General features: G+C 35.4%; 20 protein-coding genes. 10 read left to right on the top strand and 10 right to left on the bottom strand.

Annotated features, from left to right (window positions below):
* Positions 1 to 168: 168 nt before the first annotated feature.
* The 7 genes from VB798_RS04900 to rny all read left to right on the top strand — a co-directional run bounded on the left by VB798_RS04900 (position 169) and on the right by rny (position 9,729).
* Entirely contained in the window at positions 169 to 2,295 is a 2,127-nt protein-coding gene (locus tag VB798_RS04900) for a bifunctional aldolase/short-chain dehydrogenase (protein WP_323256550.1), read from the top strand.
* Between the two features lie 115 nt (positions 2,296 to 2,410).
* Positions 2,411 to 3,685: a TIM barrel protein gene (locus tag VB798_RS04905; RefSeq protein ID WP_323256552.1), complete on the top strand. Its 1,275-nt coding sequence runs from the start codon at positions 2,411 to 2,413 to the stop codon at positions 3,683 to 3,685.
* Between the two features lie 6 nt (positions 3,686 to 3,691).
* The gene (locus VB798_RS04910) at positions 3,692 to 5,080 is read left to right on the top strand and encodes an FGGY-family carbohydrate kinase (RefSeq protein WP_323256554.1); all 1,389 of its coding nucleotides are present in this window, start codon (positions 3,692 to 3,694) and stop codon (positions 5,078 to 5,080) included.
* Between the two features lie 343 nt (positions 5,081 to 5,423).
* A complete protein-coding gene (locus tag VB798_RS04915; RefSeq protein WP_323256557.1) occupies positions 5,424 to 6,941 on the top strand; it encodes a lipopolysaccharide biosynthesis protein in 1,518 nt (505 codons plus the stop codon).
* A 148-nt stretch (positions 6,942 to 7,089) separates the two neighbouring features.
* Entirely contained in the window at positions 7,090 to 7,422 is a 333-nt protein-coding gene (locus VB798_RS04920; RefSeq protein ID WP_323256559.1) for a hypothetical protein, read from the top strand.
* 84 nt (positions 7,423 to 7,506) lie between these two features.
* Positions 7,507 to 7,797, top strand: a complete 291-nt coding sequence (locus tag VB798_RS04925) for a cell division protein ZapA (RefSeq protein ID WP_323256561.1) — start codon at positions 7,507 to 7,509, stop codon at positions 7,795 to 7,797.
* A 354-nt stretch (positions 7,798 to 8,151) separates the two neighbouring features.
* Positions 8,152 to 9,729 (top strand): ribonuclease Y, encoded by a 1,578-nt coding sequence (rny, locus tag VB798_RS04930; protein ID WP_323256563.1) that lies wholly within the window; start codon positions 8,152 to 8,154, stop codon positions 9,727 to 9,729.
* 58 nt (positions 9,730 to 9,787) lie between these two features.
* Here the strand turns inward: rny and VB798_RS04935 are convergent, their stop codons facing one another.
* The 8 genes from VB798_RS04935 to ilvD form a co-directional block, all read right to left on the bottom strand.
* Entirely contained in the window at positions 9,788 to 10,366 is a 579-nt protein-coding gene (locus VB798_RS04935; protein ID WP_323256566.1) for a YdeI/OmpD-associated family protein, read from the bottom strand.
* Positions 10,367 to 10,371: 5 nt separating this feature from the next.
* Entirely contained in the window at positions 10,372 to 10,785 is a 414-nt protein-coding gene (locus tag VB798_RS04940) for a DUF1761 domain-containing protein (RefSeq protein WP_323256568.1), read from the bottom strand.
* 74 nt (positions 10,786 to 10,859) lie between these two features.
* A complete protein-coding gene (locus VB798_RS04945) occupies positions 10,860 to 11,552 on the bottom strand; it encodes a helix-turn-helix transcriptional regulator (RefSeq protein WP_323256570.1) in 693 nt (230 codons plus the stop codon).
* A 53-nt stretch (positions 11,553 to 11,605) separates the two neighbouring features.
* Entirely contained in the window at positions 11,606 to 11,944 is a 339-nt protein-coding gene (locus VB798_RS04950; protein ID WP_323256572.1) for a potassium transporter KefB, read from the bottom strand.
* A gap of 178 nt (positions 11,945 to 12,122) precedes the next feature.
* Entirely contained in the window at positions 12,123 to 12,653 is a 531-nt protein-coding gene (gene ilvN / locus VB798_RS04955; RefSeq protein WP_184134927.1) for an acetolactate synthase small subunit, read from the bottom strand.
* Positions 12,654 to 12,774: 121 nt separating this feature from the next.
* Positions 12,775 to 14,517, bottom strand: a complete 1,743-nt coding sequence (gene ilvB / locus VB798_RS04960) for a biosynthetic-type acetolactate synthase large subunit (RefSeq protein WP_323256574.1) — start codon at positions 14,515 to 14,517, stop codon at positions 12,775 to 12,777.
* A 73-nt stretch (positions 14,518 to 14,590) separates the two neighbouring features.
* The gene (locus VB798_RS04965; protein ID WP_323256577.1) at positions 14,591 to 15,049 is read right to left on the bottom strand and encodes a DUF6036 family nucleotidyltransferase; all 459 of its coding nucleotides are present in this window, start codon (positions 15,047 to 15,049) and stop codon (positions 14,591 to 14,593) included.
* A 252-nt stretch (positions 15,050 to 15,301) separates the two neighbouring features.
* Entirely contained in the window at positions 15,302 to 16,984 is a 1,683-nt protein-coding gene (gene ilvD, locus VB798_RS04970; RefSeq protein ID WP_323256579.1) for a dihydroxy-acid dehydratase, read from the bottom strand.
* Between the two features lie 792 nt (positions 16,985 to 17,776).
* Between ilvD and mgrA the strand changes: the two genes are divergently transcribed.
* The 3 genes from mgrA (at position 17,777) to VB798_RS04985 (ending at position 20,761) form a co-directional block, all read left to right on the top strand.
* Positions 17,777 to 18,784, top strand: a complete 1,008-nt coding sequence (mgrA, locus tag VB798_RS04975) for an L-glyceraldehyde 3-phosphate reductase (protein WP_323256580.1) — start codon at positions 17,777 to 17,779, stop codon at positions 18,782 to 18,784.
* A gap of 117 nt (positions 18,785 to 18,901) precedes the next feature.
* Complete coding sequence (locus VB798_RS04980; RefSeq protein WP_323256582.1) at positions 18,902 to 19,888, top strand: aldo/keto reductase; 987 nt, start codon at positions 18,902 to 18,904, stop codon at positions 19,886 to 19,888.
* A 108-nt stretch (positions 19,889 to 19,996) separates the two neighbouring features.
* The gene (locus tag VB798_RS04985; RefSeq protein ID WP_323256584.1) at positions 19,997 to 20,761 is read left to right on the top strand and encodes a ThuA domain-containing protein; all 765 of its coding nucleotides are present in this window, start codon (positions 19,997 to 19,999) and stop codon (positions 20,759 to 20,761) included.
* A 532-nt stretch (positions 20,762 to 21,293) separates the two neighbouring features.
* On the opposite strand, the gene VB798_RS04990 is transcribed toward VB798_RS04985, so the two are convergent.
* Entirely contained in the window at positions 21,294 to 22,151 is an 858-nt protein-coding gene (locus VB798_RS04990) for a sugar phosphate isomerase/epimerase family protein (RefSeq protein WP_323256586.1), read from the bottom strand.
* A gap of 38 nt (positions 22,152 to 22,189) precedes the next feature.
* Complete coding sequence (locus VB798_RS04995; RefSeq protein WP_323256588.1) at positions 22,190 to 23,320, bottom strand: glycoside hydrolase family 26 protein; 1,131 nt, start codon at positions 23,318 to 23,320, stop codon at positions 22,190 to 22,192.
* Between the last annotated feature and the right edge of the window lie 27 nt (positions 23,321 to 23,347).

Here is a 23,347-nt window from a genome sequence, read left to right on the forward strand (position 1 = left end):
AATAAAGCCTAAAAATAGCCCAAAAAGTTGCTATTATTAAATCTTGTAAGACCCAACAATGGATTGCTTCATTTATAGCGCATTTTTCCGCATGATAGTACAGGACGGTTTAAGATACGGAGAATTCTAGTTTTGCTAAACATTAATTATTATATTTTTTATAAAAAAATGGCAACCAAGACATTCAAATACGTAAGCTATCTTTGGGACGAAGCCAAAGCTGCTGAACTAGCAGGCGACGAAGTAGCTTTATTCATTTATCGCTCAAACCTCTTAGGAGCGGATCTCCGTTTAACAAATTATGGCGGTGGAAACACTTCTGTTAAAATCGTAGATAAAGACCCATTAACGGGAAATCAAACTGATGTGATGTGGATTAAAGGCTCTGGTGGTGACATCGGTACTTTGAAAAAATCAGGTTGCGCAGCTTTATATGTTGACAGACTTCGTGCTTTAGAAAACGTGTATCGTGGCATCGAATTCGAAGATGAAATGGTAGAATTATTCAACCACTGTATCTTCGATTTAGCTTCTAAAGCTCCTTCTATTGATACTCCTCTTCACGGGTTTTTACCATTTGCTCATATCGACCACTTGCACCCAGATGCAGCCATTGCCATCGCAGCAGCAAAAGACGGTAAGCAAATCACAGAAGAATTATTTAACGGTGAAATCGGCTGGGTAGGCTGGCAACGTCCAGGTTTCGACTTGGGTCTTCAATTACGTGAATGTTTGGAAGAAGCAGCTTCTCGTGGTATCAAATTAAAAGGTATCATGTTGGGTTCACATGGTTTGTTTACTTGGGGCGATACTTCTTTCGATTCTTATATCAATACTTTAGAAGTAATCGAAAAATGTGCTGAATACTTAGAAGCAAACTATGGTAAAAAAGCACCAGTTTTCGGTGGACAAAAAATTGAAAGTCTTCCTGAAGCTGACCGTAAGAAACAAGCAGCTTCTATTGCTCCTATCTTACGTGGTTTCTGTTCTTCATATCGTAATATGATTGGACATTTCACTGATGATGCTCGTGTGTTAGAATTTACTAATTCAAACGACCTTGCAAAGTTAGCTCCACTTGGTACTTCTTGTCCTGACCACTTCCTACGTACAAAAATTTCTCCTTTGGTGCTTGAATTAGAGCCAAACGAAGATTTGACAGACGTAGCTGCTATCAAAGCAAAATTAGAACCTGCTTTTGAAGCTTACCGTGCGATGTACACCGAGTACTACAATACTTGCAAAAGAGATAACTCTCCAGCCATGCGTGACCCTAACCCAGTGGTAATCCTTTATCCAGGTGTAGGTATGTTTACTTTCTCGAAAGATAAAACAACAGCACGTTTAGCTTCAGAATATTATGTAAATGCTGTGAACGTAATGAAAGGTGCAGAAGCTGTTTCTGAATATACTTCATTGCCACGTCAGGAAGCATTTGATATTGAATATTGGTTATTGGAAGAAGCTAAATTACAACGTATGCCAAAACCAAAAGCACTTTCTGGTAGAATTGCTTTAATCACTGGTTCGGCTGGTGGTATTGGTAAGGCAATCGCTAAGAAATTTGCAGAAGAAGGTGCTTGCGTAGTAATCAACGACATCAACCAAGAACGTTTGGACGGAGCAAAAGCTGAATTCATTGGAAAATTCGGAAAAGATGCTGTTTCTTCTACTTTACTGAATGTGACAGACGCTACTTCAATCGCTTTAGCTTTTGACGAAGCAGCCTTGGCTTTCGGTGGTGTTGACATCGTAGTAAATAATGCTGGTATCAGTATTTCAAAATCTATTGCCGAACATTCTATCGAAGAGTGGGATAGATTATATGATATTTTAGTAAAAGGTCAATTCTTGGTTTCACAAGTAGGAGTGGCAATGATGCGTAAACAAAATTTAGGTGGCGACATCGTGAATATTGTTTCTAAAAATGCCGTAGTAGCTGGACCAAACAACCCTGGTTATGGTTCTGCGAAAGCTGCTCAAGCACATTTAACTCGTTTGATGGCGGCAGAATTAGGCGGAGACAAAATCAGAGTAAACACAGTAAATCCAGATGCAGTAATTTCAGATTCAAATATCTGGGCAGGCGGATGGGCTGAAGGCCGTGCGAAAGCTTACGGAATCACAGTGGCTGAATTACCAGCTTATTACGCAAAACGTACTTTATTGAACGAAATCATTCTTCCAGACGATATTGCTAATGCTTGTTTTGCTTTTGTAGGTGGTTTATTAAGTAAATCAACTGGAAATGCCTTAAACGTAGATGGCGGTGTGGCAATGGGCTTCTATCGTTAATTGAATTATGAGTTAGTAATTATGAATTATGTGAATGAAAAAGGAAACTTGAAACATCTCATAATTAATAATTCATAACTCATATTTAAAATTCATCTTTTTTCCTTTCTCTCCAATGCAACTCGAAAAATATAAAATCCAATCACATAACGAAGATGTACTTGCGGGTCATCAACGTAAATTAGCATACACACTTTCGGAAGTAGAAAATGCTGAGAATATCATCCAAAAATTAGTTGATTTCCAAATTGCGATTCCTTCTTGGGCTTTAGGCACTGGTGGTACACGTTTTGGTCGTTTTTCAGGCGGCGGAGAACCTAGAAGTTTGGAAGAAAAAATTGAAGATGTAGGTTTACTTCATTCATTAAACCAAGCAAGTGGTGCTATTTCTTTACACATTCCTTGGGACATACCACAAAATGCACAAGCTATCAAAGTATTGGCGGCACAACATGGTTTGAAATTCGATGCAGTAAACTCAAATACTTTCCAAGACCAAGCTAATCAAGAGTACTCTTATAAATTCGGTTCACTTCAAAACGTTAACAAGGCTATTCGTAAACAAGCGATTGACCATAACATTGAAGTAATTAAACAAGGAATTGAATTGGGTTCTGAATCTTTAACAGTTTGGTTATCTGATGGTTCTTGTTTTCCGGGTCAATTAAATTTCCGTAAAGCTTACCAAAATACTTTGGAAAGTTTAGAGGAAATCTATGCAGCTTTACCAGATAACTGGAAATTGTTCCTAGAATATAAATGTGCTGAACCTAATTTCTATTCAACTACGGTTGGAGATTGGGGACAGTCGTATTCATACGTTAAAAAATTAGGTGATAAAGCTTTTACTTTGGTTGACTTAGGTCACCACTTGCCAAATGCTAACATCGAGCAAATCGTTTCGTTATTATTAATGGAAGGCAAATTAGGTGGTTTCCACTTCAATGATTCTAAATATGGTGATGATGATTTGACTGCTGGTGCATTAAAGCCTTACCAATTGTTCTTAATCTTCAACGAATTAGTAGAAGGAATGGATGCAAGAGGAATGAATCACGCTACAGATTTAGGTTGGATGATTGATGCTTCACACAATGTGAAAGATCCTTTAGAAGATTTATTACAATCTGTTGAAGCTATCATGACTGCTTATGCTCAGGCATTATCGGTTGATAAAAAAGCTTTAGAAATAGCTCAAGAAGAAAATGATGTAGTGCGTTGTCAGGAAATTTTGCAAGATGCTTTCCGTACTGACGTTCGTGCATTGGTAGCAGAGGCTCGTCTTCGTGCTGGTGGTGCATTGAATCCAATTGCATTGTATCGTAACTTGAAAATTAGAGAAAATTTGATTCAAGAAAGAGGCTTGAAAGCCGTTTCTACTGGGCTTTAATGTTGTATGGCAAATAAAACTTCTGTCATTGCGATTTTTGACATTGGCAAAACCAATAAAAAACTGTTTCTCTTTGACGAACAGTATAAAATTGTTTTAGAAAAATCAACCCAATTCGACGAAACCAAAGACGAAGATGGTGATAATTGTGAAGATTTAGACCTCCTCAACTCATGGGTAACCAAAACGTTTGAGGAGGTACTAAACCTTCCTGATTTTGCTATAAAAGCATTAAATTTTTCAACTTACGGAGCAAGCTTTGTTCATCTTAATGCTGATGGCGAAGCCATTGCACCTTTGTATAATTATTTAAAAACGTATCCAGAAAATCTAAAAAAGCAGTTTTACGATACTTATGATGGCGAACAGAAATTCTCACAAATTTCGGCTTCACCAGTATTAGGGAATTTGAATTCTGGAATGGTTTTGTATCGTCTGAAATACGAAAAGCCTGAATTATACGCTAAAATCAAGTATTCGCTTCATTTGCCACAGTACTTGAATTTCTTGTTTACAGGAAATTATTATTCAGATATTACAAGTATTGGTTGCCATACAAACCTTTGGGACTTCACTAAAAATACTTATCATAGATGGGTGCATGAAGAAGGAGTTGACGAGAAATTAGCACCAATTTTTCCTTCTAACCAAGTTCAGCAGAAAAGTATTGGCGAACATGAATTACAAGTAGGCGTAGGTTTACACGATAGTTCGGCAGCTTTGATTCCTTACTTGGCGAGTTTTACAGAACCTTTTATTTTACTTTCAACGGGTACTTGGTGTATAAGCTTGAATCCTTTCAATCATATTCCATTAAGTGCTGAAGAATTGCAATACGATTGTTTATCGTACATGCACTACGAAGGTAAGCCCGTAAAAGCTTCAAGATTATTTGCAGGATATGAACACGAACAACAAACCAAACGTTTGGCTTCGCATTTCAATTTGGCAAATGATTATTACAAAACAGTAAAATGTGATGATGAGCTTTTACAAGCATTAAGGGAAAGTCAATTGCATGGTGATGACGACCATTTGCGAGAAGCAAAGCGTCCGCCATTGCAAGAATCACTTTTTGGAAGTAGAGATTTAACCGTTTTTAGTAATTACGAAGAAGCTTATCACCAATTAATTATCGACATCGTTGCTCAACAATTAATTGCTACCGAATTAGTATTGAATAATTCGCCTGTGAAAAAACTCTTTGTAGATGGTGGTTTTGGAAAGAATGAAATCTTCATGAAACTTTTGGCTATGGCATTTCCAACGTTGGAAGTTTATGCTGCATCGGTAGCTCAAGCCACTTCGTTAGGAGCAGCACTTTCAATTCATAAGTATTGGACAGCGAAAGCTTTACCTGAAAACTTAATTGAATTAAAACATTATCAGCTTTAATTTAAGCTTAGTAATTAAGCCACATATAGAAATTCTTCAAGAAGCGAGCATCTAAAAAATGCTCGTTTTTTATTTTACGGCACAAAAAAAAGTGATTAAACGTATTTGGGGCGTTTAATCACTCAGCTCTGTTAAAAGCACAATTCAACCACGAATTGATTATTATGCCACAAAATTAGTATAAATACTCATACTACAATAAGTATTTGTACTTATTTTTAAAAATAATTTTGATTCATCATTTCACCCTTAAATTGTAATAACACATAAGTACTTGTAAATTGCATTCGCATTGAATTCAAACAAAAGGTAAATGATTGTTTGACACACAATTATAATTAACATGAGTGTTTTAAAAAAACTAGCGAGCGAAACAGCATCGTATGGCATAAGTACTATTTTGGGTAGATCACTAAATTTTCTATTGGTGATTGTTCATACTGCGGCTTTTTTGCCAAAAGAGCTTAACGTAAATGTAAAGCTTTATGCCTACGTAGCCATTGCCAATATTATTTATACTTATGGCATGGAAACAGCTTTTTTCCGTTTTGCAGCAGACGATAAAGCCAAGTATTACAATATCATTCAATCTGCCATTATTGTTAGTAGTTGTATTTTCTCTGGAATACTCATTGTTTTTTCAACGCCCATTATTACAGCTTTAGGTTTTCCCGGCAAAGAAATTTTCTTAATTTGGATTTCACTCATTGTAGCAATTGATGCCATCACTGCCATTCCATTTGCAAGATTGAGATTGGAAAAACAAACCAAAAAATTTGTCAAAGCAAAAATTTTCAACATTCTGGTAAATGTTTTACTAAACGTTATTTTCTTGTTAGGATTCAAAAAAATTGCCGAAGGAGATTATTTACTTTTCTTGCAACCCTTGGCTCAGAAACTGTATTTACCAAGTGTTGGTGCTGGTTATATTTTCTTAGCAAACCTACTTGCCAATGCTTGTTTCTTTTACTTTTTAAGAGCTGAATTCAAAGACTTCAAATTTCAGTTTGATAAAGCTGTTTTAAAAAATTTATTGATTTACGCTTATCCAATCATGGTAATGGGTTTGGCAAGTACATTCAATTTGATGTTTGATAGAATTTTATTAGAAAGATTACTTCCCGAAGGTTTCTATCCCAATCGTACTTCTCAAGAAGCCCTTGGCATTTATGGCAACGTTTATAAACTTTCCATTTTTATGGCTTTGGCTACTCAGGCTTTTCGTTATGCGGCTGAACCATTTTTCTTGGCAAAAGCAGAAGACAAAAATTCACCAGAAACTTTGGCTGATGTTACAAAATGGTTTTTAATTACTTGTGTATTTATTTGGCTTGGAGTATGCTTAAATCTTGATATTTTAAAAGTATTGTTTTTACGAAAACCAATCTATTGGGAAGGCATGAAAGTAGTACCCATTTTACTTTTGGCAAACCTTTTCTTAGGTATTTATTATAATATTTCTGTTTGGTTCAAACTGAATAAAAAAACCTATTTTGGTACTAGAATCACTTTTGCGGGTTTAGCCATTACTATTCTTTTCAACTTTATTCTCATACCCAAAATGGGTTATATGGGCTGTGCAGTCGCTTTTTTGATTTCATGCTTTTCGATGACAGCCCTGTGTTATTACTTCGGTCAAAAGTATTATCCAGTACCTTATAAAATTTTCTCAGGCTTTGGTTATATCATTTCTGCGGGCGTGTTAATTTATTGTACCATGCAAATTCATATTGAAAATCTATGGATTTCTATCCCCTACCATTTCTTATTATTGAGTTTATACACGGCAAGTGTTGTTTTGATTGAGCGAAAGACAATTATTCCACTGAAAGTCAGAGATAAGTATGCTTTTTTAAGATAAAAACATAAACTTTTCGAGTAAATTATAGAACTTTGTATTTATATAGGATTAAAGCCAATATAAATTTTAGGCTTTTCAATAATGTATCGTTTTTTATTTAGATTTTTAATATCTAAAGAGTTTACAGGAAAAATCACAAACAGACGGCATGATAACTGACAATCAAATTCGGAATCAATTTGAGGCCTTAGAAGTAAAACTAAGGAATGTCGTCTTGAGATATAAAGAACTGAAGAATAAACTTGAACAAGCCAATAAAGAAAACGAATCGCTGAAAAATACCTTGGCGGAAACATTAAAGGAAAACCAAGAATTAAATAAAAAATTAAACCAAAGAATAAAAAACTTTAAAAAATCAGATAAAATCAGTAAGATTGCAGTAAACAATCTAAATAGTACAGGCAATAATGCCGAATTGAAAGAAAAACTTGACCAATATATCTTAGAAATAGACAAGTGTATTAGTCAACTTAGTAAATAACAAAGTTTCAAAAATCAATCGTTTAATAGTTCATAGTCTCATTAACTAAATAACTGAAAACTTTTAATTTAAAACTTGAATATAATGGCCGAGAAAGTCCCTTGTAATATAGTCGTTGCCCATGAACCCTTCAACCTATCTGTAGGTAGAGAAGAAGAGGAATTCGTTCGCAAGGCTGCTAAGTTGATTAATGAAAAAATGGATTCTTATCGAGAAACGAAAAAGGTTGAATCTCACCAACGTCTGTTAGCAATTGTTGCTTTAGATTTTGTAATGAGTAACCTTAAATTTGGTGCCAAACACAGTGATCTTCAAAAATCAGTGATGGGGAAGGTTTCTGAATTGGACAAATTATTAAGTTCTGTTACAGAATGAGTTAATATATTTCTTTATTATTTGTTTAAACGTTTTTGTATAAAATTGAGCGAATTAAATCATCCTTTATAAAATTAATACAAGTAACTGAATTCCATAAATTAAACCTTATACATTCTAACGACATGATTTTGACTGGATTCGTTCCCAAAAACAACGCCATACAAATTTCTAGTTTACTTGTTTGATTTATTTTTGAAATAACATTCTCAATTTTAAATAAGATAATACCAACGTTTATTTTTCTTTTCACATTCAAGGCATCTGTCTGTTTTAGTTCCTTTTTTTCACTCAATAGTTGGTCGGATTGCATCACAAAATGCACGAAAACTATTAACTAAAACGATATAAATAATGCTAACTCCCATCATTGCCGCAGTTGCTTCGCTGATAGCGGGAATATTTGTCGGTAAACTTGCTTTTGCAAAGAATACCCAGAGAATTGAAGAAGAAGCAACTTCCAAAGCTGCAGATATTGTCAAAAATGCTGAATTACAAGCAGAAAACATCAAGAAAGATAGAATACTAGAAGCCAAAGAAAAGTTTCTAAAACTTCGTTCAGAATTTGAAGATGATTCAAATAAGAAAAAGCAGATTTTGGTTCAAAATGAGCAAAAATTAAAGGAGCGTGAGCGTAATATTCAGATTTCTATGGAACAAACCAAGAAATTAGAATCTGACTTAAATTCACAAAAACAATCGTTGACTTCTAAAGAAGAAAATCTTAGAAAGAAAACTGAAGAGGCTGATAGAAAAAGAATACAAGCAGAAGAAATGTTGGCTTCGCAAGTAACGCAATTAGAGAAAATTGCAAGCTTAACGGCTGAAGAAGCTCGTCAACAATTGATTGATGCTTTGCGTGCTGAGGCTGAAACGAAGGCTTCGTCTATCATTAAAAATACCATTGAAGAAGCGAAATTAACGGCAACCAAAGAAGCAAAAAAAGTAGTTATTGAAACCATTCAAAGAACGGCTGCTGAAAATGCAATTGAAAACTGTGTATCTGTTTTCAACATTGAATCAGACGATGTGAAAGGTAAAATCATTGGTCGTGAAGGTAGAAATATTCGTGCTTTAGAAGCCGCAACTGGTGTAGAATTTATCGTTGATGATACGCCAGAAGCGATTATTATTTCTGGTTTCGACCCAGTTCGTCGTGAAATTGCTCGTTTGTCATTACACCGTTTAGTACAAGATGGGCGTATTCACCCAGCTCGTATTGAAGAAGTAGTAGCAAAAACGAAGAAAAATATTGATGAAGAAATCATCGAAATTGGAGAACGTACTGTGATTGACTTAGGTATTCACGGTTTACATCCAGAGCTAATTAAAATGGTTGGTAGAATGCGTTTCCGTTCATCTTATGGACAAAACCTTTTACAACACTCTCGTGAAGTAGCAAAGCTTTGTGCTACTATGGCTGCTGAATTAGGTTTAAATGCGAAGTTGGCTAAACGTGCTGGTTTATTACACGATATTGGTAAAGTTTGGCATGAAGAAGCTGAATTGCCTCACGCTATTTTGGGGATGCAATTGGCTGAAAAGTATAAGGAAAATGTAGAAGTTTGCAATGCAATTGGTGCTCACCATGATGAAATTGAAATGACTTCTATGATTTCGCCAATCATTCAGGTTTGTGATGCGATTTCGGGTTCTCGTCCGGGAGCTAGACGTGAGATGATGGAATCTTACATGCGTCGTTTAAAAGAATTAGAAGAATTAGCAGTAAGTTTCAGTGGTGTTCAGAAATGCTATGCCATTCAAGCTGGTAGAGAATTAAGAGTATTGGTAGATTCTGAAAATGTATCTGATGAAAAAGCAAGTATGCTATCTTATGATATTTCTCAAAAAATAGAAAAAGAAATGCAGTATCCGGGGCAAATCAAAGTAACGGTTATTCGTGAAATGAGAGCTGTAAATTATGCAAAGTAATTTTAAAATTAGTTTCAAAAGTGGGATTCAAAATTAGTTTTTGAATCCCACTTTTTTATTAAAACTGTTTTGGTTTCAGTTTTTGACTTGCCAATTCAGCAATTTCTGTAATTCTTCTTTGTCGAGTTTCCGCTTGTTTAGCAAGGACTAACCATTGTAAAATAGCTTTTCTGACAGACTTACTTAAACTTAAAAAGAAGTCCTTTGAACCCGATTTAGTGTTGAATTCATTTTCTAAATCTTCAGGAATGATTAATTCTTCTACTTCATCTAAAATTGACCAAGAACCATTTTGCTTCGCCTTTTCAATACTCTCAAAACCTGCTTCTGTCATCAGTCCTTCATCAATTAAGCGTTGAATCTTTCCTTTATTTATCTTCGACCAAACACTATTAGGTTTTCGTTTACTGAAAAACTGCATAAATGTATCATTCCCAAGCGATTTCTTAGTACTATCTATCCAGCCAAAACAAAGTGCTTCGTCAACAGCATCATTATAACTTACTGTTGGAATATTAGCCTGTATTTTATAATAAACAAGCCAAATTGATTGTTTTGAACGATGATTTTCTGCTAACCACTCTCGCCAATTTTCTCGACTAGTTGGGCTAAAAGTTTCAATTGCTGTTGTCTGCATTTTCACTATTTCATTGAAACGATGATAAAACTTACAATCAAAATACCTACTAAATGATATGCTCCACTTATCATTCCATAAAGAATTGGTCGAGGAATATTTGGATTAATAGCAATGTTAATCGTATTGGCAACCAAATAACCAATGCCAATAAGTAAGGCGAATTCAAAGGCTGAACCCAAAGACTGAACTTTTAAGGCTTCAATCAAAATAGCACTTGCCAGAGTAATCACGAATGAACAAATTGCTGGACCGACGATAAAAATAGTTTTGTTAGGCAAGATTTCTTTATCTCGCCCCAATGAAACTTTGTAGGATTTATTGAAAAACAAAGTGAACCATAAAGCTCCCAATAAAAAATAAATGATAAATGCGAGTAAAACACTCATCCAATTTAAGTTTGTAAGTTGACTAATCATGATATTATTTTTTAGATTATGTCACAAAACTATATTGGAGAAATGACAGCCCTATGTCAGGGGTATAAAATAAATTAATAGAATTTATCAAAATATTCTTGTAAGGTCATTTTATGAGGAGTAAATTTTTCGGTAAGGATTTCCAATTTTTTAATCCTATCCAAACGGAAATATCGAAATTCATTTCGTAAACGGCACCACGCTACCAATAACCAATTTTCTTGTGTACTCAGTAGCGCAAATGGCTCAATCAATCTCTCTGTCGTACTATCGGCTTCGTTGGTGTATGCTATTTTGGTTAGATAAAAATTCGTTAGTGCAAACTGTAAATCAGATAAATTATTACTGTTTCTTTCACCGTTAACATTCTGGCTGAATCTAGTTCGTTCAGCAAGTAAGTTTGCGTTGTCTTTCAGATTATGTTTTAAAACCGCTTTAATTTTGTCGATAGCTTCTGTGTAATCTTTAATAAATGAAGCATCCTTATTTTTCATCACTAACTGTTCTGCAAGAATCAACGCATTAGCTTGATTTTCTGTAAACATGATAGGCGGGATACTATAATGCTCCATCATTGAATAACCTTTTCCCTCTTCTGTAATAATAGGAATTCCTGCCTGTTCCAAAGCTCTAATATCTCTATAAATTGTACGAACACTTACTGAAAATTTGGCAGCCAATTGTGGAGCAGTCGAGATACGCTTTGTTTGCAATTGAGTTAAAATTGCATTCAGTCGTGAAAGACGTTTAGTATCACTATCATTCATTTTTTAGATTTTATGAGTAGCAATTTCGTTAACACAAATTGAAATAGCTAAGACTAATTCCACAAAGTTCCGTCTAAGCCTAAAACAATACCTAGCCAAAGTGAAATAACGAATGAAAGAATGCTGAAAGCAAAAGCCAATACTTTTTTCAAAGTACCTTGAGAACCTACAAAGTCGATTGAATAAAAAGACAAACTCCCAAATGCAGTAGCAATAGGAACAATTATTAAAGGTCTAAGCATCCAAAATTTTCCCCATTCAGGATTAGGTTCTCCAGTTCCAGAAAGGAATAATGAGATAACGATTAATCCTACTCCTCCACCTATTAACATCCTTGTAATAAGCGATTTTCGATTAATTCCTTGTATTGTAAAATTGTTTCTCTGTGTCATAACGAATTGATTTAAAATTTTAAATACAATAAAGTACTTTGAAATACAAAGTAAAATTAAATAATAATCTTATACAAGAAAAGGTTTCAATCTTTATTAAAAAAAGAGAACAAAAAAAAAGAGATTACCTTGATTGAAGGTAATCTCTTTTTGATAAAACGAGTTATTTACGAATACTCTACACAATTTCCCATTCATGCTCTGGTAAATATTCTACCAAACCTTTTTCGGTTTTACCTACGGCTACTCTTCCAGACTTTAGGTATTCCAAAATTTCCCAATTTTTCATGTATTGGTAAAATTCTGCGATTTCAGTTTCTGTACCGTTTTTTTCAATCACTACGTAGTCAAGTCCCCAGTGAACTACTTTCGCATTCCAATCGAGATTGATTTCTTTGATGTTTAAAGGTGAACCTCCAAGCGGTGTAGCCAATTTGAAAAGGGCGATTTCGTTGAAAACAATTTCGTGGTCTAAATAACCGAAAACTGCAAGTACATCAACTACTTTACGAATTTGACGAACCAATTTTTCAACAGCCTCACGACTTTCGTGACGAATTACAATCGTAAATCTTGAAACACCTTTGCGTTCAGTTTCGCAAACATTCAAGGATTCAATATTCAACCTTCTCCTTGTAAAAATAATGGTAATTCGATTTAACAAACCAATGGTATTGGTCGTGAAAACGGATAATGTGTATGTTGTCATTTTTAACTTCTAAATTTAGATTTTAGCTAACAGAATAAACCGTGATTAGAATAATCTGAGAAAAAATGATAGAATGGTAAAAAAATCACTCAATCAGCAATCACTCATTCACTCAATAAATTTACTCTAATCTAATTGCCGAAACACTTGCACCTGCAGGTACCATTGGGAAAACATTTTCTTCTTTCTCACAAATGATTTCTAACAAATAAGGTTTATCAGAAGCCAATAAAGTATCTAAGGAATCTGACAAATTCGCTCTGTCACTAACAGTATGTCCTGCAATACCAAAACCTTTGGCAATAGTAATGAAATCTGGGTTTTGTAATTCTACAAAAGAGTAGCGTTTTTCAAAAAACAGTTGTTGCCATTGGCGAACCATTCCCAAGAAATTATTATTCAAAATAATAATCTTAACTGGCAAACCACTTTGGGCAATCGTTCCTAATTCTTGAAGTGTCATTTGGAAACCACCATCACCAATAATAGCAATTACTTCACGGTCTGGCGCACCAACTTTTGCACCAAATGCTGCTGGCAAAGCAAAGCCCATTGTGCCTGCCCCTCCTGAAGTAACCAACGAATTCCAAGTATTGTATTGATAATAACGATTTGTAACCATTTGGTGTTGACCAACATCTGTAACGGTTACTGCTTCACCTTTTGTTTTATTAGAAAGCATCGTAACGGCCTCTCCCATCCTGATTTTATCACCATCATGGAATACGTCACGCTTCGTAATCTTCTCAAATTCAGCTTCGTCGTACTTCTTAAATTCAGCCTTCCACGTTTCGTGTTTACGCTCTTTTACCAATGGTAATAATGCTTTTAAAACTTGCTTAGCATCGCCAATTACTGGAGCATCTGCAAACACGTTTTTATTGATTTCAGCTGGGTCAATATCAATATGAACAACTTTTGCTTGCTTGATGAATTTTGATAAATCACCTGTAACACGGTCATCAAAACGCATACCTATTGCAATGATTAAATCTGCTTCATCCGTTAACACATTGGCACCATAATTTCCGTGCATACCCAACCAACCGATATAATTCGGATGGTCTGATGGCAATGCCGACATACCTAATAATGTTGTAGCAACTGGAATATCTGTTTTACGAACAAAATCATCAAATTCTTGCTGTGCATTAGAAATAATAATACCATGTCCAGCAAAGATATAAGGCTTCTGTGCAGCATTAATTAATTTGGCTGCCGCTTCCACTTGTTCTTGTTTTGGAGTAAGTCTTGGTCGATAACTTACAATTTCAGTACAAGGTTTGTATTCGAAAGGAATCGTCATCAAATCTGCTTGTGCAGTACGAGTAATGTCTAATAAAACTGGACCCGGACGACCAGACTCAGCAATGTAAAATGCTTTCGCCATTGCCTCTGGGATTTCGTTAGGGTCGGTAATCTGAAAATTCCATTTCGTTACTGGCATCGACATCCCGATAATATCACATTCTTGGAAAGCATCAGTTCCTAATAAATTTGCTTTTACTTGACCAACCAAACAAACCATCGGTGTTGAATCTAATAAAGCATCAGCAATAGGTGTCATTAAGTTGGTTGCTCCCGGTCCAGAAGTTACCATGGCAACCCCAGCACGACCCGTCATACGAGCATAACCTTGTGCTGCATGACCAGCACCTTGTTCATGACGGACAAGAATATGTTTGATTCTATCTTGATAATCGTAGAGGGCATCATACGTTGGCATGATTGCGCCACCCGGATAACCAAAAATGGTTTTTACATTATTTTCTACCAAGCATTGCATGATTGCTTGCGCTCCTGTCAAAAACTTAGCAGGTTCTGTTTTCTTTTCCTCTACGGTCATGGTTTGTGAGTTTTCCATGGTTAACATTATTTATTTTTAATGAATAAATATATTATTGTGGTTTTGTTAGTCTAATCTATTAATGGCTTTCCTATTTTTTCAAATTTTCAATATCATTCAAATCTCTTGGACGACCAGCTGCTTTTTTTGCTAAAATCAAATCATCATAATGTATCAACTTTATACTTAATTCATTATCTATCTGATAATCAATATACTTTTCAAAGGAGTCACCAAAAATCAAACCTTTAACATTAGTGAGAATTTCTATTGCCACAGGTGGCCTTCCAAAAGTAAAGACATCTATTAAGGGATTATTTAAAAAATTATCAATGGTCATATCAAAAATTGGCATACCAAAATCTGCAAATGCACTAACAATTCTTTCATAATTTTCACTGGTTTTTTCAGCCCATAAATCCATATCACCTGTTGTGCGAGGATAACCGTGTAGTATTACAGAATATCCTCCTACCAACAAATATTTCACTTCATACTTGTTAAAAGCTTTAAGAAAGTCTTGAAAGTCCTCATTAAAAATATTACTCATAAGTGTTTTCTATGTGAAAAAAGAGTTTTGTCCATTTTAGGAGGATTCTTAATGTCAAAATTATAAGAGATACTATTCAGATAAAATGATGCTTCTAATCGTTCTATTATAGTTTTATCCTTCCAAAAATTCCGGTTATCACCACTTTCTAAATGGCTTCCCATCTTGAAAAAGTTACGATCTAATTTCATATACTTCTCTTAGTTTTTTAATTATCGAGAGCTTTCAAAAATAGGAATTAATACTAAATTCCTACAAATCCGTCACACAGCCATCGCTTGCTGATGATACGTTTTTCACGTATTTACGTAAAACACCTTGCTTAAATGGTGATTCGATTGGCTTCCAAAGTTTACGTCTTTCAGCTAATTCTTCATCTGAAACATGTACATGAAGAATGTTATTTACGGCATCAATCGTGATTAAATCTCCGTCTTTTACTAAACCAATATTTCCTCCTACTTGAGCTTCAGGCGTAACGTGTCCAACCACAAAACCATGTGTACCACCTGAAAAACGTCCATCGGTAATCATCGCAACTTTATTTCCTAAGCCCGCACCCATCACTGCTGAAGTTGGTTTTAACATTTCTGGCATTCCTGGTCCACCTTTTGGTCCTTCATTACGAATTACAACTACTTGTCCTTCTACGATTTCACCTTTTTGTAAAAACTCAATTACTTCTTCTTCGCATTCGCAAACTTTGGCTACGCCTTCAAATTTCTCACCTTCTTTTCCAGTAATTTTTGCTACGGCGCCACCAGTGGCTAAATTGCCATATAAAATTTGCAAGTGACCAGTTGCTTTGATAGGTTCAGTTAAAGGTTTTATAATCTTCTGAGTTTCAAAATTAATTTCAGGAATTTTAGCCAAGTTTTCTGCAATTGTTTTTCCTGTAATTGTCATACAATCACCGTGCAATAAACCTTCTTGTAATAAATACTTCATTACAGCAGGAACTCCACCAATTGCCAACATATCTTCCATATAGTATTTTCCAGAAGGTTTTAAGTCAGCAAGTAAAGGAGTACGGTCTGAAATATCTTGAATATCTTTTAATGTAAAATCAACTTCTGCGGCACGAGCAATTGCCAAGTAATGAAGTACTGCATTTGTAGAACCACCCATTGCCATTACTACAGTCATCGCATTTTCAAATGCTTTGCGAGTCATAATATCACGTGGACAGATGTTTTTCTCCAACAAGTTCTTCATTGCTGCACCAATAGCTAGACACTCTGCTTTTTTACCTTCGTGAGTAGCTGGATATGATGAAGAGTTTGGTAAAGTTAAGCCCATTGCTTCCATTGAAGATGCCATTGTATTAGCCGTGTACATACCGCCACAAGCACCAGCACCCGGAATTGCATTTTTAATGACTCCTTCATAATCTTCATCAGAAATATTTCCTGCGAATTTTTTCCCTAAAGCTTCAAAAGCCGAAACGATGTCTAATTTTTGTCCTTTATACTCTCCAGAACGAATTGTTCCACCATACACTAACATTGCTGGGCGGTTTAAACGGGCAATTGCCATCATTGCACCCGGCATATTTTTATCGCAACCAACTACGGCAATTACGCCATCGTACCATTGCGCTCCAACTACGTTTTCTATTGAATCGGCAATTAAATCACGAGAAGGCAATGAATAAGACATCCCATTGTTTCCATTCGTCATCCCATCAGAAACCCCAATTGTATGAAAAATCAAACCTACCATGCCATTTTCTTGGATTCCTTTTTTCACATGAACCGACAAACCGTTGAGGTGCATGTTACAAGTATTTCCTTCATAACCCGTACTGGCAATACCAATTTGGGCTTTTTGCATATCTTCAGTAGTTAAGCCAATGCCGTATAACATTGCTTTTGCTGCTGGGTTTGTTACTTCTTGCGTAAGGGTTCTTGAGAATTTGTTTAGTTCTTGTGACATCTTGAATTGAAATGTTTTGAATCAGCATTTAGTGTTTTCACTAAATTTCAACATGATTACTTGGTTAAGTTATTATATCAAAAATGAGATTTGTACTTTATCTGCTTTTTTTACATTTTTCTAAGAATTGAAATCCTTTTAAACAAAAGACCTTTCTCCGGTGTGAGAAAGGTCTTGGTATAGTAAAAATATCAAACCGTCTCACACCTGTTGGGGGAGTAGAATAACCACTAGGACGATATTGATAATTTGATTGAACATCTTTTCTTAGAATTTTTTCTAGCGAAATTTCGCTATTGTTTCTTTGTTTACTTAACAAATATACAGGAGTTAATTTCTTAATTCCAAAGAAACACCAAATAATATTTTAGTAATAAATACTTATACCAATTATTATTTTCTGAATAAACCTTTCGCTTCAAAAGATAATTCTTTAAATAGTTAAAATCATTAGGTTTTATTTTGCAAAACTTTTAAGATTCCAGAGAAAATATTTTTTATTATAATTACCGATTTTTCATTTAGCGAAAATTCGCTAAATGAAAAATCGGTAATAAATTTCAGTGTCAGCTTTATGTGTGTTAATACTTCAAGACAAATATGAGATAGTATTAGAAAGTATAAGCTATTTTATAAGCTTTAGAAATCTAAATAAACAATGATAAAGCCTATCAAACTACATGGCTATTTATATTACATTTGTATAATGTGAAAACAGCTCATATTTGTTTTTATCGGAATAACTATTTATAAAATAACAACGATTTCAAAACTTCCCTGAATTTTATTTAAATGACTTACCTTGCTAATCCTGCTCGCTACGACCAAACGGGTAGCCGTCCGATGGAATTTCGCCGTTGTGGAAATAGTGGCTTACAATTACCTGCTATTTCTTTAGGTTTATGGCATAATTTCGGTGGTGTTGATGTCTTTGAAAACTACCGTGCTATTCTTCAAACAGCTTTCGATAATGGTGTCACGCATTTCGATTTAGCCAATAATTATGGTCCGCCTCCGGGTTCTGCTGAAGAGAACTTTGGCATAATCATGAAAAAAGACTTCATTCCTTATCGTGATGAACTCGTGATTTCTACCAAAGCGGGTTACTTGATGTGGCCTGGTCCTTACGGAGATTGGGGTTCAAAAAAATACTTGGTGTCTAGTCTCGATCAAAGTTTAAAACGCATGGGTTTAGACTATGTGGATATTTTCTATCATCACCGTCCAGACCCAAATACGCCATTGGAAGAAACAATGGCAGCTTTAGACTTAATCGTTAGACAAGGAAAGGCTTTGTATGTTGGTATCTCTAATTATCAAGCGGAAGAAGCTGAAAAAGCCATCGCCATTCTGAATAGATTAGGTACTCCTTGTTTAATTCACCAACCCAAATACTCAATGTTTGAGCGCTGGGTTGAAGGTGGTTTATTAGATGTACTCGGTCGTGAAGGCGTGGGTTGTATTCCTTTTTCTCCTTTGGCACAAGGACTTTTAACCGATAAATATTTAAAAGGTATTCCAAGTGATTCGAGAGCTTCTAAAGCACATGGTTTTTTACAAACCAGTCAAGTGACGCCAGAAGTGATTGCTAAATTAGAAAAACTCAATGCAATTGCGTTGGAACGTGGACAATCTTTAGCTCAAATGGCTTTGGCTTGGTTATTAAAAGATTCAAGAGTTACTTCGGTGTTGATTGGCGCAAGTAGAGTTTCGCAATTATTAGATTCTTTAGATTGCTTGAAAAACAAAAATTTCAGTCAAGAAGAATTAATGAAGATTGAAGAGATTTTAAGCTTTTAGCTATGAGCCGTGAGCTTTGAGCTTTTTAGATTATTTTAGAAAAAAAAGGCTCAAAGCTCATAATTCACTGCTCAAAGCTTTTCTAATAAAAGATAAACAAAAATAACAATCCTAAAAATGCAATATAGAAAGTTAGGAAAAACAGGTTTCGACATCTCAGAAATCAGTTTGGGTACTTGGCAAGTAGGTGGAAAATGGGGTGCTGATTTTAGTCATGAAACGGCAGACGCTATTCTGAATACTGCCGTAGATGCTGGTATTAATTTTATTGATACTGCCGATGTCTATGGCAATGGCGAAAGCGAAAAAGCAGTTGGAAGGTTTGTAAAATCTCATTCTGAACGCCTTTTTGTAGCAACAAAATGTGGGCGACAATTGAATCCACACGTAAACCAAGCGTATCAACCAGCGGTACTTCGCAAATTTGTGGAAGATAGTTTGACCAACATGGGTTTAGAAACCCTTGATTTGATACAACTACATTGCCCACCAACGGAAGTATATTATCGCCCAGAGATTTTTGAATTATTCGACCGTTTAAAAGATGAAGGAAAAATCTTGAATCTGGGTATCAGTGTCGAGAAAGTGGAAGAAGCTTTGAAGGGAATCGAGTACAATAACGTTACTTCGGTACAAATTATCTTCAATGTTTTCCGTCAGCGTCCTGCTGAATTGTTTTTTGAACAAGCCAAGAAAAAGGACATTGGTGTAATTGTAAGAGTACCTTTGGCGAGTGGTTTATTGACTGGTAAATTCTCTAAAAACTCTACTTTTACCGAAGGCGACCACCGCAATTTCAACCGCAATGGCGAACATTTTGATAAAGGTGAAACTTTTTCGGGTATCGACTACGAAACTGGTTTATCGGCTGTGGATGAATTGAAGGCTTTATTTCCAGAACACCCGAATTTAGCGCCTATCGCCTTGCGTTGGATTTTACAACACGATGCCGTAAGTACGGTTATTCCGGGGGCTTCTCGTCCAGAACAAGTATTGTCGAATTTAGATGTTTTCAATATTGCAGATTTAACAACGCAACAAGTTTCTAGTATTAATCAAGTATATCAACAGCGTATTAAACCATTAGTTCATCACTTATGGTAGTGAACAATGGTTATTAATAATCTGAAATTCGTTAATTGCGACAGATTGCTGAAATATTACAACAATATTCTATTATCTTCTTATTCAACTATCAACTATTTCAAGAAAATGAAAAATAATCTCTTCAAAAGTACTCTTTTGTTTTTGTTGGCTTTATCATTTACCAGCACGACTTTTGCACAGCAATTTAAAGTGTTGTTATACACTAAAACTGCTGGCTTTCACCATGAATCAATTCATGAAGGCGTAGCAGCGATTCGTCAATTGGCGGCTCGCCATAATTTCTCGGTAACTTGGCAGGAAAATGCTACTGTTTTCAACGATAAAGATTTGGCGAATTTCAGTGCTGTGATTTTTTTAAATACAACTGGTGATATTTTGAATGATGAACAACAAGCAGCATTCGAGAAATTTATTCGTTCGGGAAAAGGTTATGTGGGAATTCATGCGGCATCGGATACTGAGTACGATTGGACTTGGTACACTAAAATGGTGGGTATGATGTTCAAAATTCACCCTGCACAGCAAACGGCTTATTTGAAAGTTGAAGATAGCAACTTTCCAGGAATGGAGCGTTTCCCTAAAAAATTCCTTTGGACAGACGAATGGTATGAATTTGGCGACCTAAAATCAACAGATTTACACTATTTGATTTCGGTAGATGAAAAATCTTATGAGCCTTATGCAAAATGGGGAACAAACGAAGGAAAAGGTATGGGTAAATTCCATCCAATTTCTTGGTACCATAACTACGATGGTGGTAGAGCATTCTATACTGGTTTAGGACATATTCCATTGACGTTCTCTGACCAAACTTTCTTAGATCATATCTATGGCGGTATTTACTGGGCAGCTACTGGTAAAGGTTTATAGAACTGGTCAGTCTAACGAATTCGATTCTGGTTTATACCTCAAAAAAAATCCTCATATCAACGATATGGGGATTTTTTTGTTTGCCCGAACAACCGCAAGGCTTTGCATCTACAATGATAATATGTTCCAAAATGATTGACCTAATCCACATTTGTATCTAAGCATTTTCCAATAGAAACAGGCTAGATACAAGTATTTCTAAGTATTTCTCAATTGAAACAAATTAGATACAAGTGTTTCTAAGCATTTCTCAATTGAAATATACTAGATACAAGTGTTTCTAAGCATTTCTTAACAGAAACAGATGAGACACAAATGTTTCTAAGCATTTTCCAATAGAAATATACTAGATACAAGTGTTTCCAAGCATTTTCCAATAGAAATAGATTAGATACAGAATTTTCTTAGCATTTCCCACTCAGAAATACTAAGAAACACTTTATGATTTTCACATGAATTATGAAAGGAATGGTCATCATCATATCAATCGCTAAAAATGCTCAAAGCTGACAGCTCATCGCTCAATACTATCTCACAGCCCCTTCAAATAAGTAATACTCAAAGGTACATTTTCTAATTCGTGTTCGCTTTCGTCTTCAATAAAGTAATGTTTGATACCAATCTTTTTGGCTATCTTCAAAATCGCTGGCCAATTGGCTTGTCCTGTTCCCAAAACTACATCATTCTCTGCGGGAGTATGTCCAGAAAAATCACCCACAATACCTTTTTTCAAATCTTTCACGTGCATCAATTTCCAGCGAGAACCATATTTTTGTAACAAAGCTTCTGGATTCGCTCTACCATGAAGTGTCCATAAAACATCCATTTCAAAAGACACATAAGCAGGATTGGTATTCTTTACCAAGTAATCGAAAAGCGTTCCATCTTCGTAAGGTCTGAATTCATAACCGTGGTCATGATAACAGAAAGTAAGTCCATTTTCTTTCAATACTTTTCCTGCCTTGTTGAAAACTGCTACCGCTTTTTTAATGTCCTCAATGGTAAATTCATTGCCTTTGTGAGGAATCCAAGCACACATCACATATTTTGCACCCAAAGCCTTGGCGTTATCCACAACCTCTTGCGGGTTTTTCTCTAATTGTTCATAACTACAGCCCGCCGAAGGAATACTGATACCTCTGTCGTTACAAAGTTTTTTATAATCAGCATTACTCATTCCTTTTGCCCCGCTACTTTCTATTTCTGTAATGCCCATCGCCTTGATTTTATCCAAAGTATTTTCAACAGAAACAGGGAAATGATTACGAAAAGTATAAGCCTGCACACCAAACGGAAAGTTAAATAATGGTTTTGCTTTTTGAGCAAAAGTATCGCCGATACTCAACAAGAACAGCAAAGTAAGAGCGATAATATAAGATTGTTTTTTCATGATTTGTGAAATTTATAATTGAATTGGATGATTGAATGCTAAAAAAATAAGAATCGTTTTTTACGATAAATATGCTTTAAATCTTTCTCGAAAAGCGTATAAGGGTCGTCATAGAACTTCAAGAAATCGGGAACGCTTGTTTGTGTAGGAAAAGGTGCATAAAAATGGGTTGGACTTTTAACATCATTTCGCCAAACCAAGACATAAGCTAGATTCATTTTTTCAGATTTCAGGGCTTTCAACAAAGTCTCCGTCCACCAAGTAGGATTAGGAATTGACTCTAAACCGGTTTCCGTTAAAGCCGCCAAACGATTGGCTTTTTTGGCATAATCAGATACGATTTTTAATTTCTTAATACCCAATGCCAGATTATATTTTCCATTTCTTCCAAAGTCTGCATAATTATCCATTCCCAACATATCTACCCATTCGTCGCCCGGATAACGCTCCAAAAACTCTTGTTCAGTAGTGAATTTACAATCAGGCGAAAAGGCATAAATAAAATTATGAACATCCAGACTATCACGCAGATAAGTAATGGTAAACTGCCACACCGAAATAAAATCTTCCCGAGAACAATAGCTTTTTCCCCACCAAAACCAATCGCCATCAAATTCATGATATGGTCTGAAAATCATCGGTGCTAAAGTACCATCTTGTCCTTTTACCGAATGAGCAAAGTCTGCAACAGTTTTCAAGATTTCCTTATACTTTTCATGATGCGAACCACCCGGTTTTATCAAAGCCATTGAAGCCAACGAAACGGAATCTTTCCAATAAAAACCGCCCTCAGAAGCTGGATTTGAAAAATGCCAAGCAACTGTTATAATGCCCCCACGGTTATAAGTATCGACAACATTTTTGCGTAAAGCCTCCGCCGTTTTGGCAATTTGTTCTTTAGAACGACCCGACAAACCACTAAAATCAACACCAATTACAGCAGGATGCGAACCTGTAACCGATTTTACATCTGAACGATTTTGGTCGCCAGCCCAGCCATGTCCATATTCGGTAGCATGCTGATGTCCAAAAAGAATATTTTTCTTGGAAATTTTTGCTAAACTTTGATAAAGCCTTTTCGCTTCTTTAGTGGCTTTTTTGTCGATTTGTGCCAGCGTAGATTCTACAAAAACGGTACAGAATAATAAGAGTACAAATAGTTTTGGCATAGTTCAACGCTTTAAATGGAGTGAATA

This window comes from Arcicella lustrica (genome assembly GCF_034930985.1).
GTDB classification, from domain to species: domain Bacteria; phylum Bacteroidota; class Bacteroidia; order Cytophagales; family Spirosomataceae; genus Arcicella; species Arcicella lustrica.

Bases quoted from the DNA above. Each gene is read 5' to 3' on its own strand.
- VB798_RS04900 (WP_323256550.1), top strand. From the start codon at position 169: ATGGCAACCAAGACATTCAAATACGTAAGCTATCTTTGGGACGAAGCC.
- VB798_RS04905 (WP_323256552.1), top strand. From the start codon at position 2,411: ATGCAACTCGAAAAATATAAAATCCAATCACATAACGAAGATGTACTT.
- VB798_RS04910 (WP_323256554.1), top strand. From the start codon at position 3,692: ATGGCAAATAAAACTTCTGTCATTGCGATTTTTGACATTGGCAAAACC.
- VB798_RS04915 (WP_323256557.1), top strand. From the start codon at position 5,424: ATGAGTGTTTTAAAAAAACTAGCGAGCGAAACAGCATCGTATGGCATA.
- VB798_RS04920 (WP_323256559.1), top strand. From the start codon at position 7,090: ATGATAACTGACAATCAAATTCGGAATCAATTTGAGGCCTTAGAAGTA.
- VB798_RS04925 (WP_323256561.1), top strand. From the start codon at position 7,507: ATGGCCGAGAAAGTCCCTTGTAATATAGTCGTTGCCCATGAACCCTTC.
- rny (WP_323256563.1), top strand. From the start codon at position 8,152: ATGCTAACTCCCATCATTGCCGCAGTTGCTTCGCTGATAGCGGGAATA.
- VB798_RS04935 (WP_323256566.1), bottom strand. From the start codon at position 10,366: ATGCAGACAACAGCAATTGAAACTTTTAGCCCAACTAGTCGAGAAAAT.
- VB798_RS04940 (WP_323256568.1), bottom strand. From the start codon at position 10,785: ATGATTAGTCAACTTACAAACTTAAATTGGATGAGTGTTTTACTCGCA.
- VB798_RS04945 (WP_323256570.1), bottom strand. From the start codon at position 11,552: ATGAATGATAGTGATACTAAACGTCTTTCACGACTGAATGCAATTTTA.
- VB798_RS04950 (WP_323256572.1), bottom strand. From the start codon at position 11,944: ATGACACAGAGAAACAATTTTACAATACAAGGAATTAATCGAAAATCG.
- ilvN (WP_184134927.1), bottom strand. From the start codon at position 12,653: ATGACAACATACACATTATCCGTTTTCACGACCAATACCATTGGTTTG.
- ilvB (WP_323256574.1), bottom strand. From the start codon at position 14,517: ATGGAAAACTCACAAACCATGACCGTAGAGGAAAAGAAAACAGAACCT.
- VB798_RS04965 (WP_323256577.1), bottom strand. From the start codon at position 15,049: ATGAGTAATATTTTTAATGAGGACTTTCAAGACTTTCTTAAAGCTTTT.
- ilvD (WP_323256579.1), bottom strand. From the start codon at position 16,984: ATGTCACAAGAACTAAACAAATTCTCAAGAACCCTTACGCAAGAAGTA.
- mgrA (WP_323256580.1), top strand. From the start codon at position 17,777: ATGACTTACCTTGCTAATCCTGCTCGCTACGACCAAACGGGTAGCCGT.
- VB798_RS04980 (WP_323256582.1), top strand. From the start codon at position 18,902: ATGCAATATAGAAAGTTAGGAAAAACAGGTTTCGACATCTCAGAAATC.
- VB798_RS04985 (WP_323256584.1), top strand. From the start codon at position 19,997: ATGAAAAATAATCTCTTCAAAAGTACTCTTTTGTTTTTGTTGGCTTTA.
- VB798_RS04990 (WP_323256586.1), bottom strand. From the start codon at position 22,151: ATGAAAAAACAATCTTATATTATCGCTCTTACTTTGCTGTTCTTGTTG.
- VB798_RS04995 (WP_323256588.1), bottom strand. From the start codon at position 23,320: ATGCCAAAACTATTTGTACTCTTATTATTCTGTACCGTTTTTGTAGAA.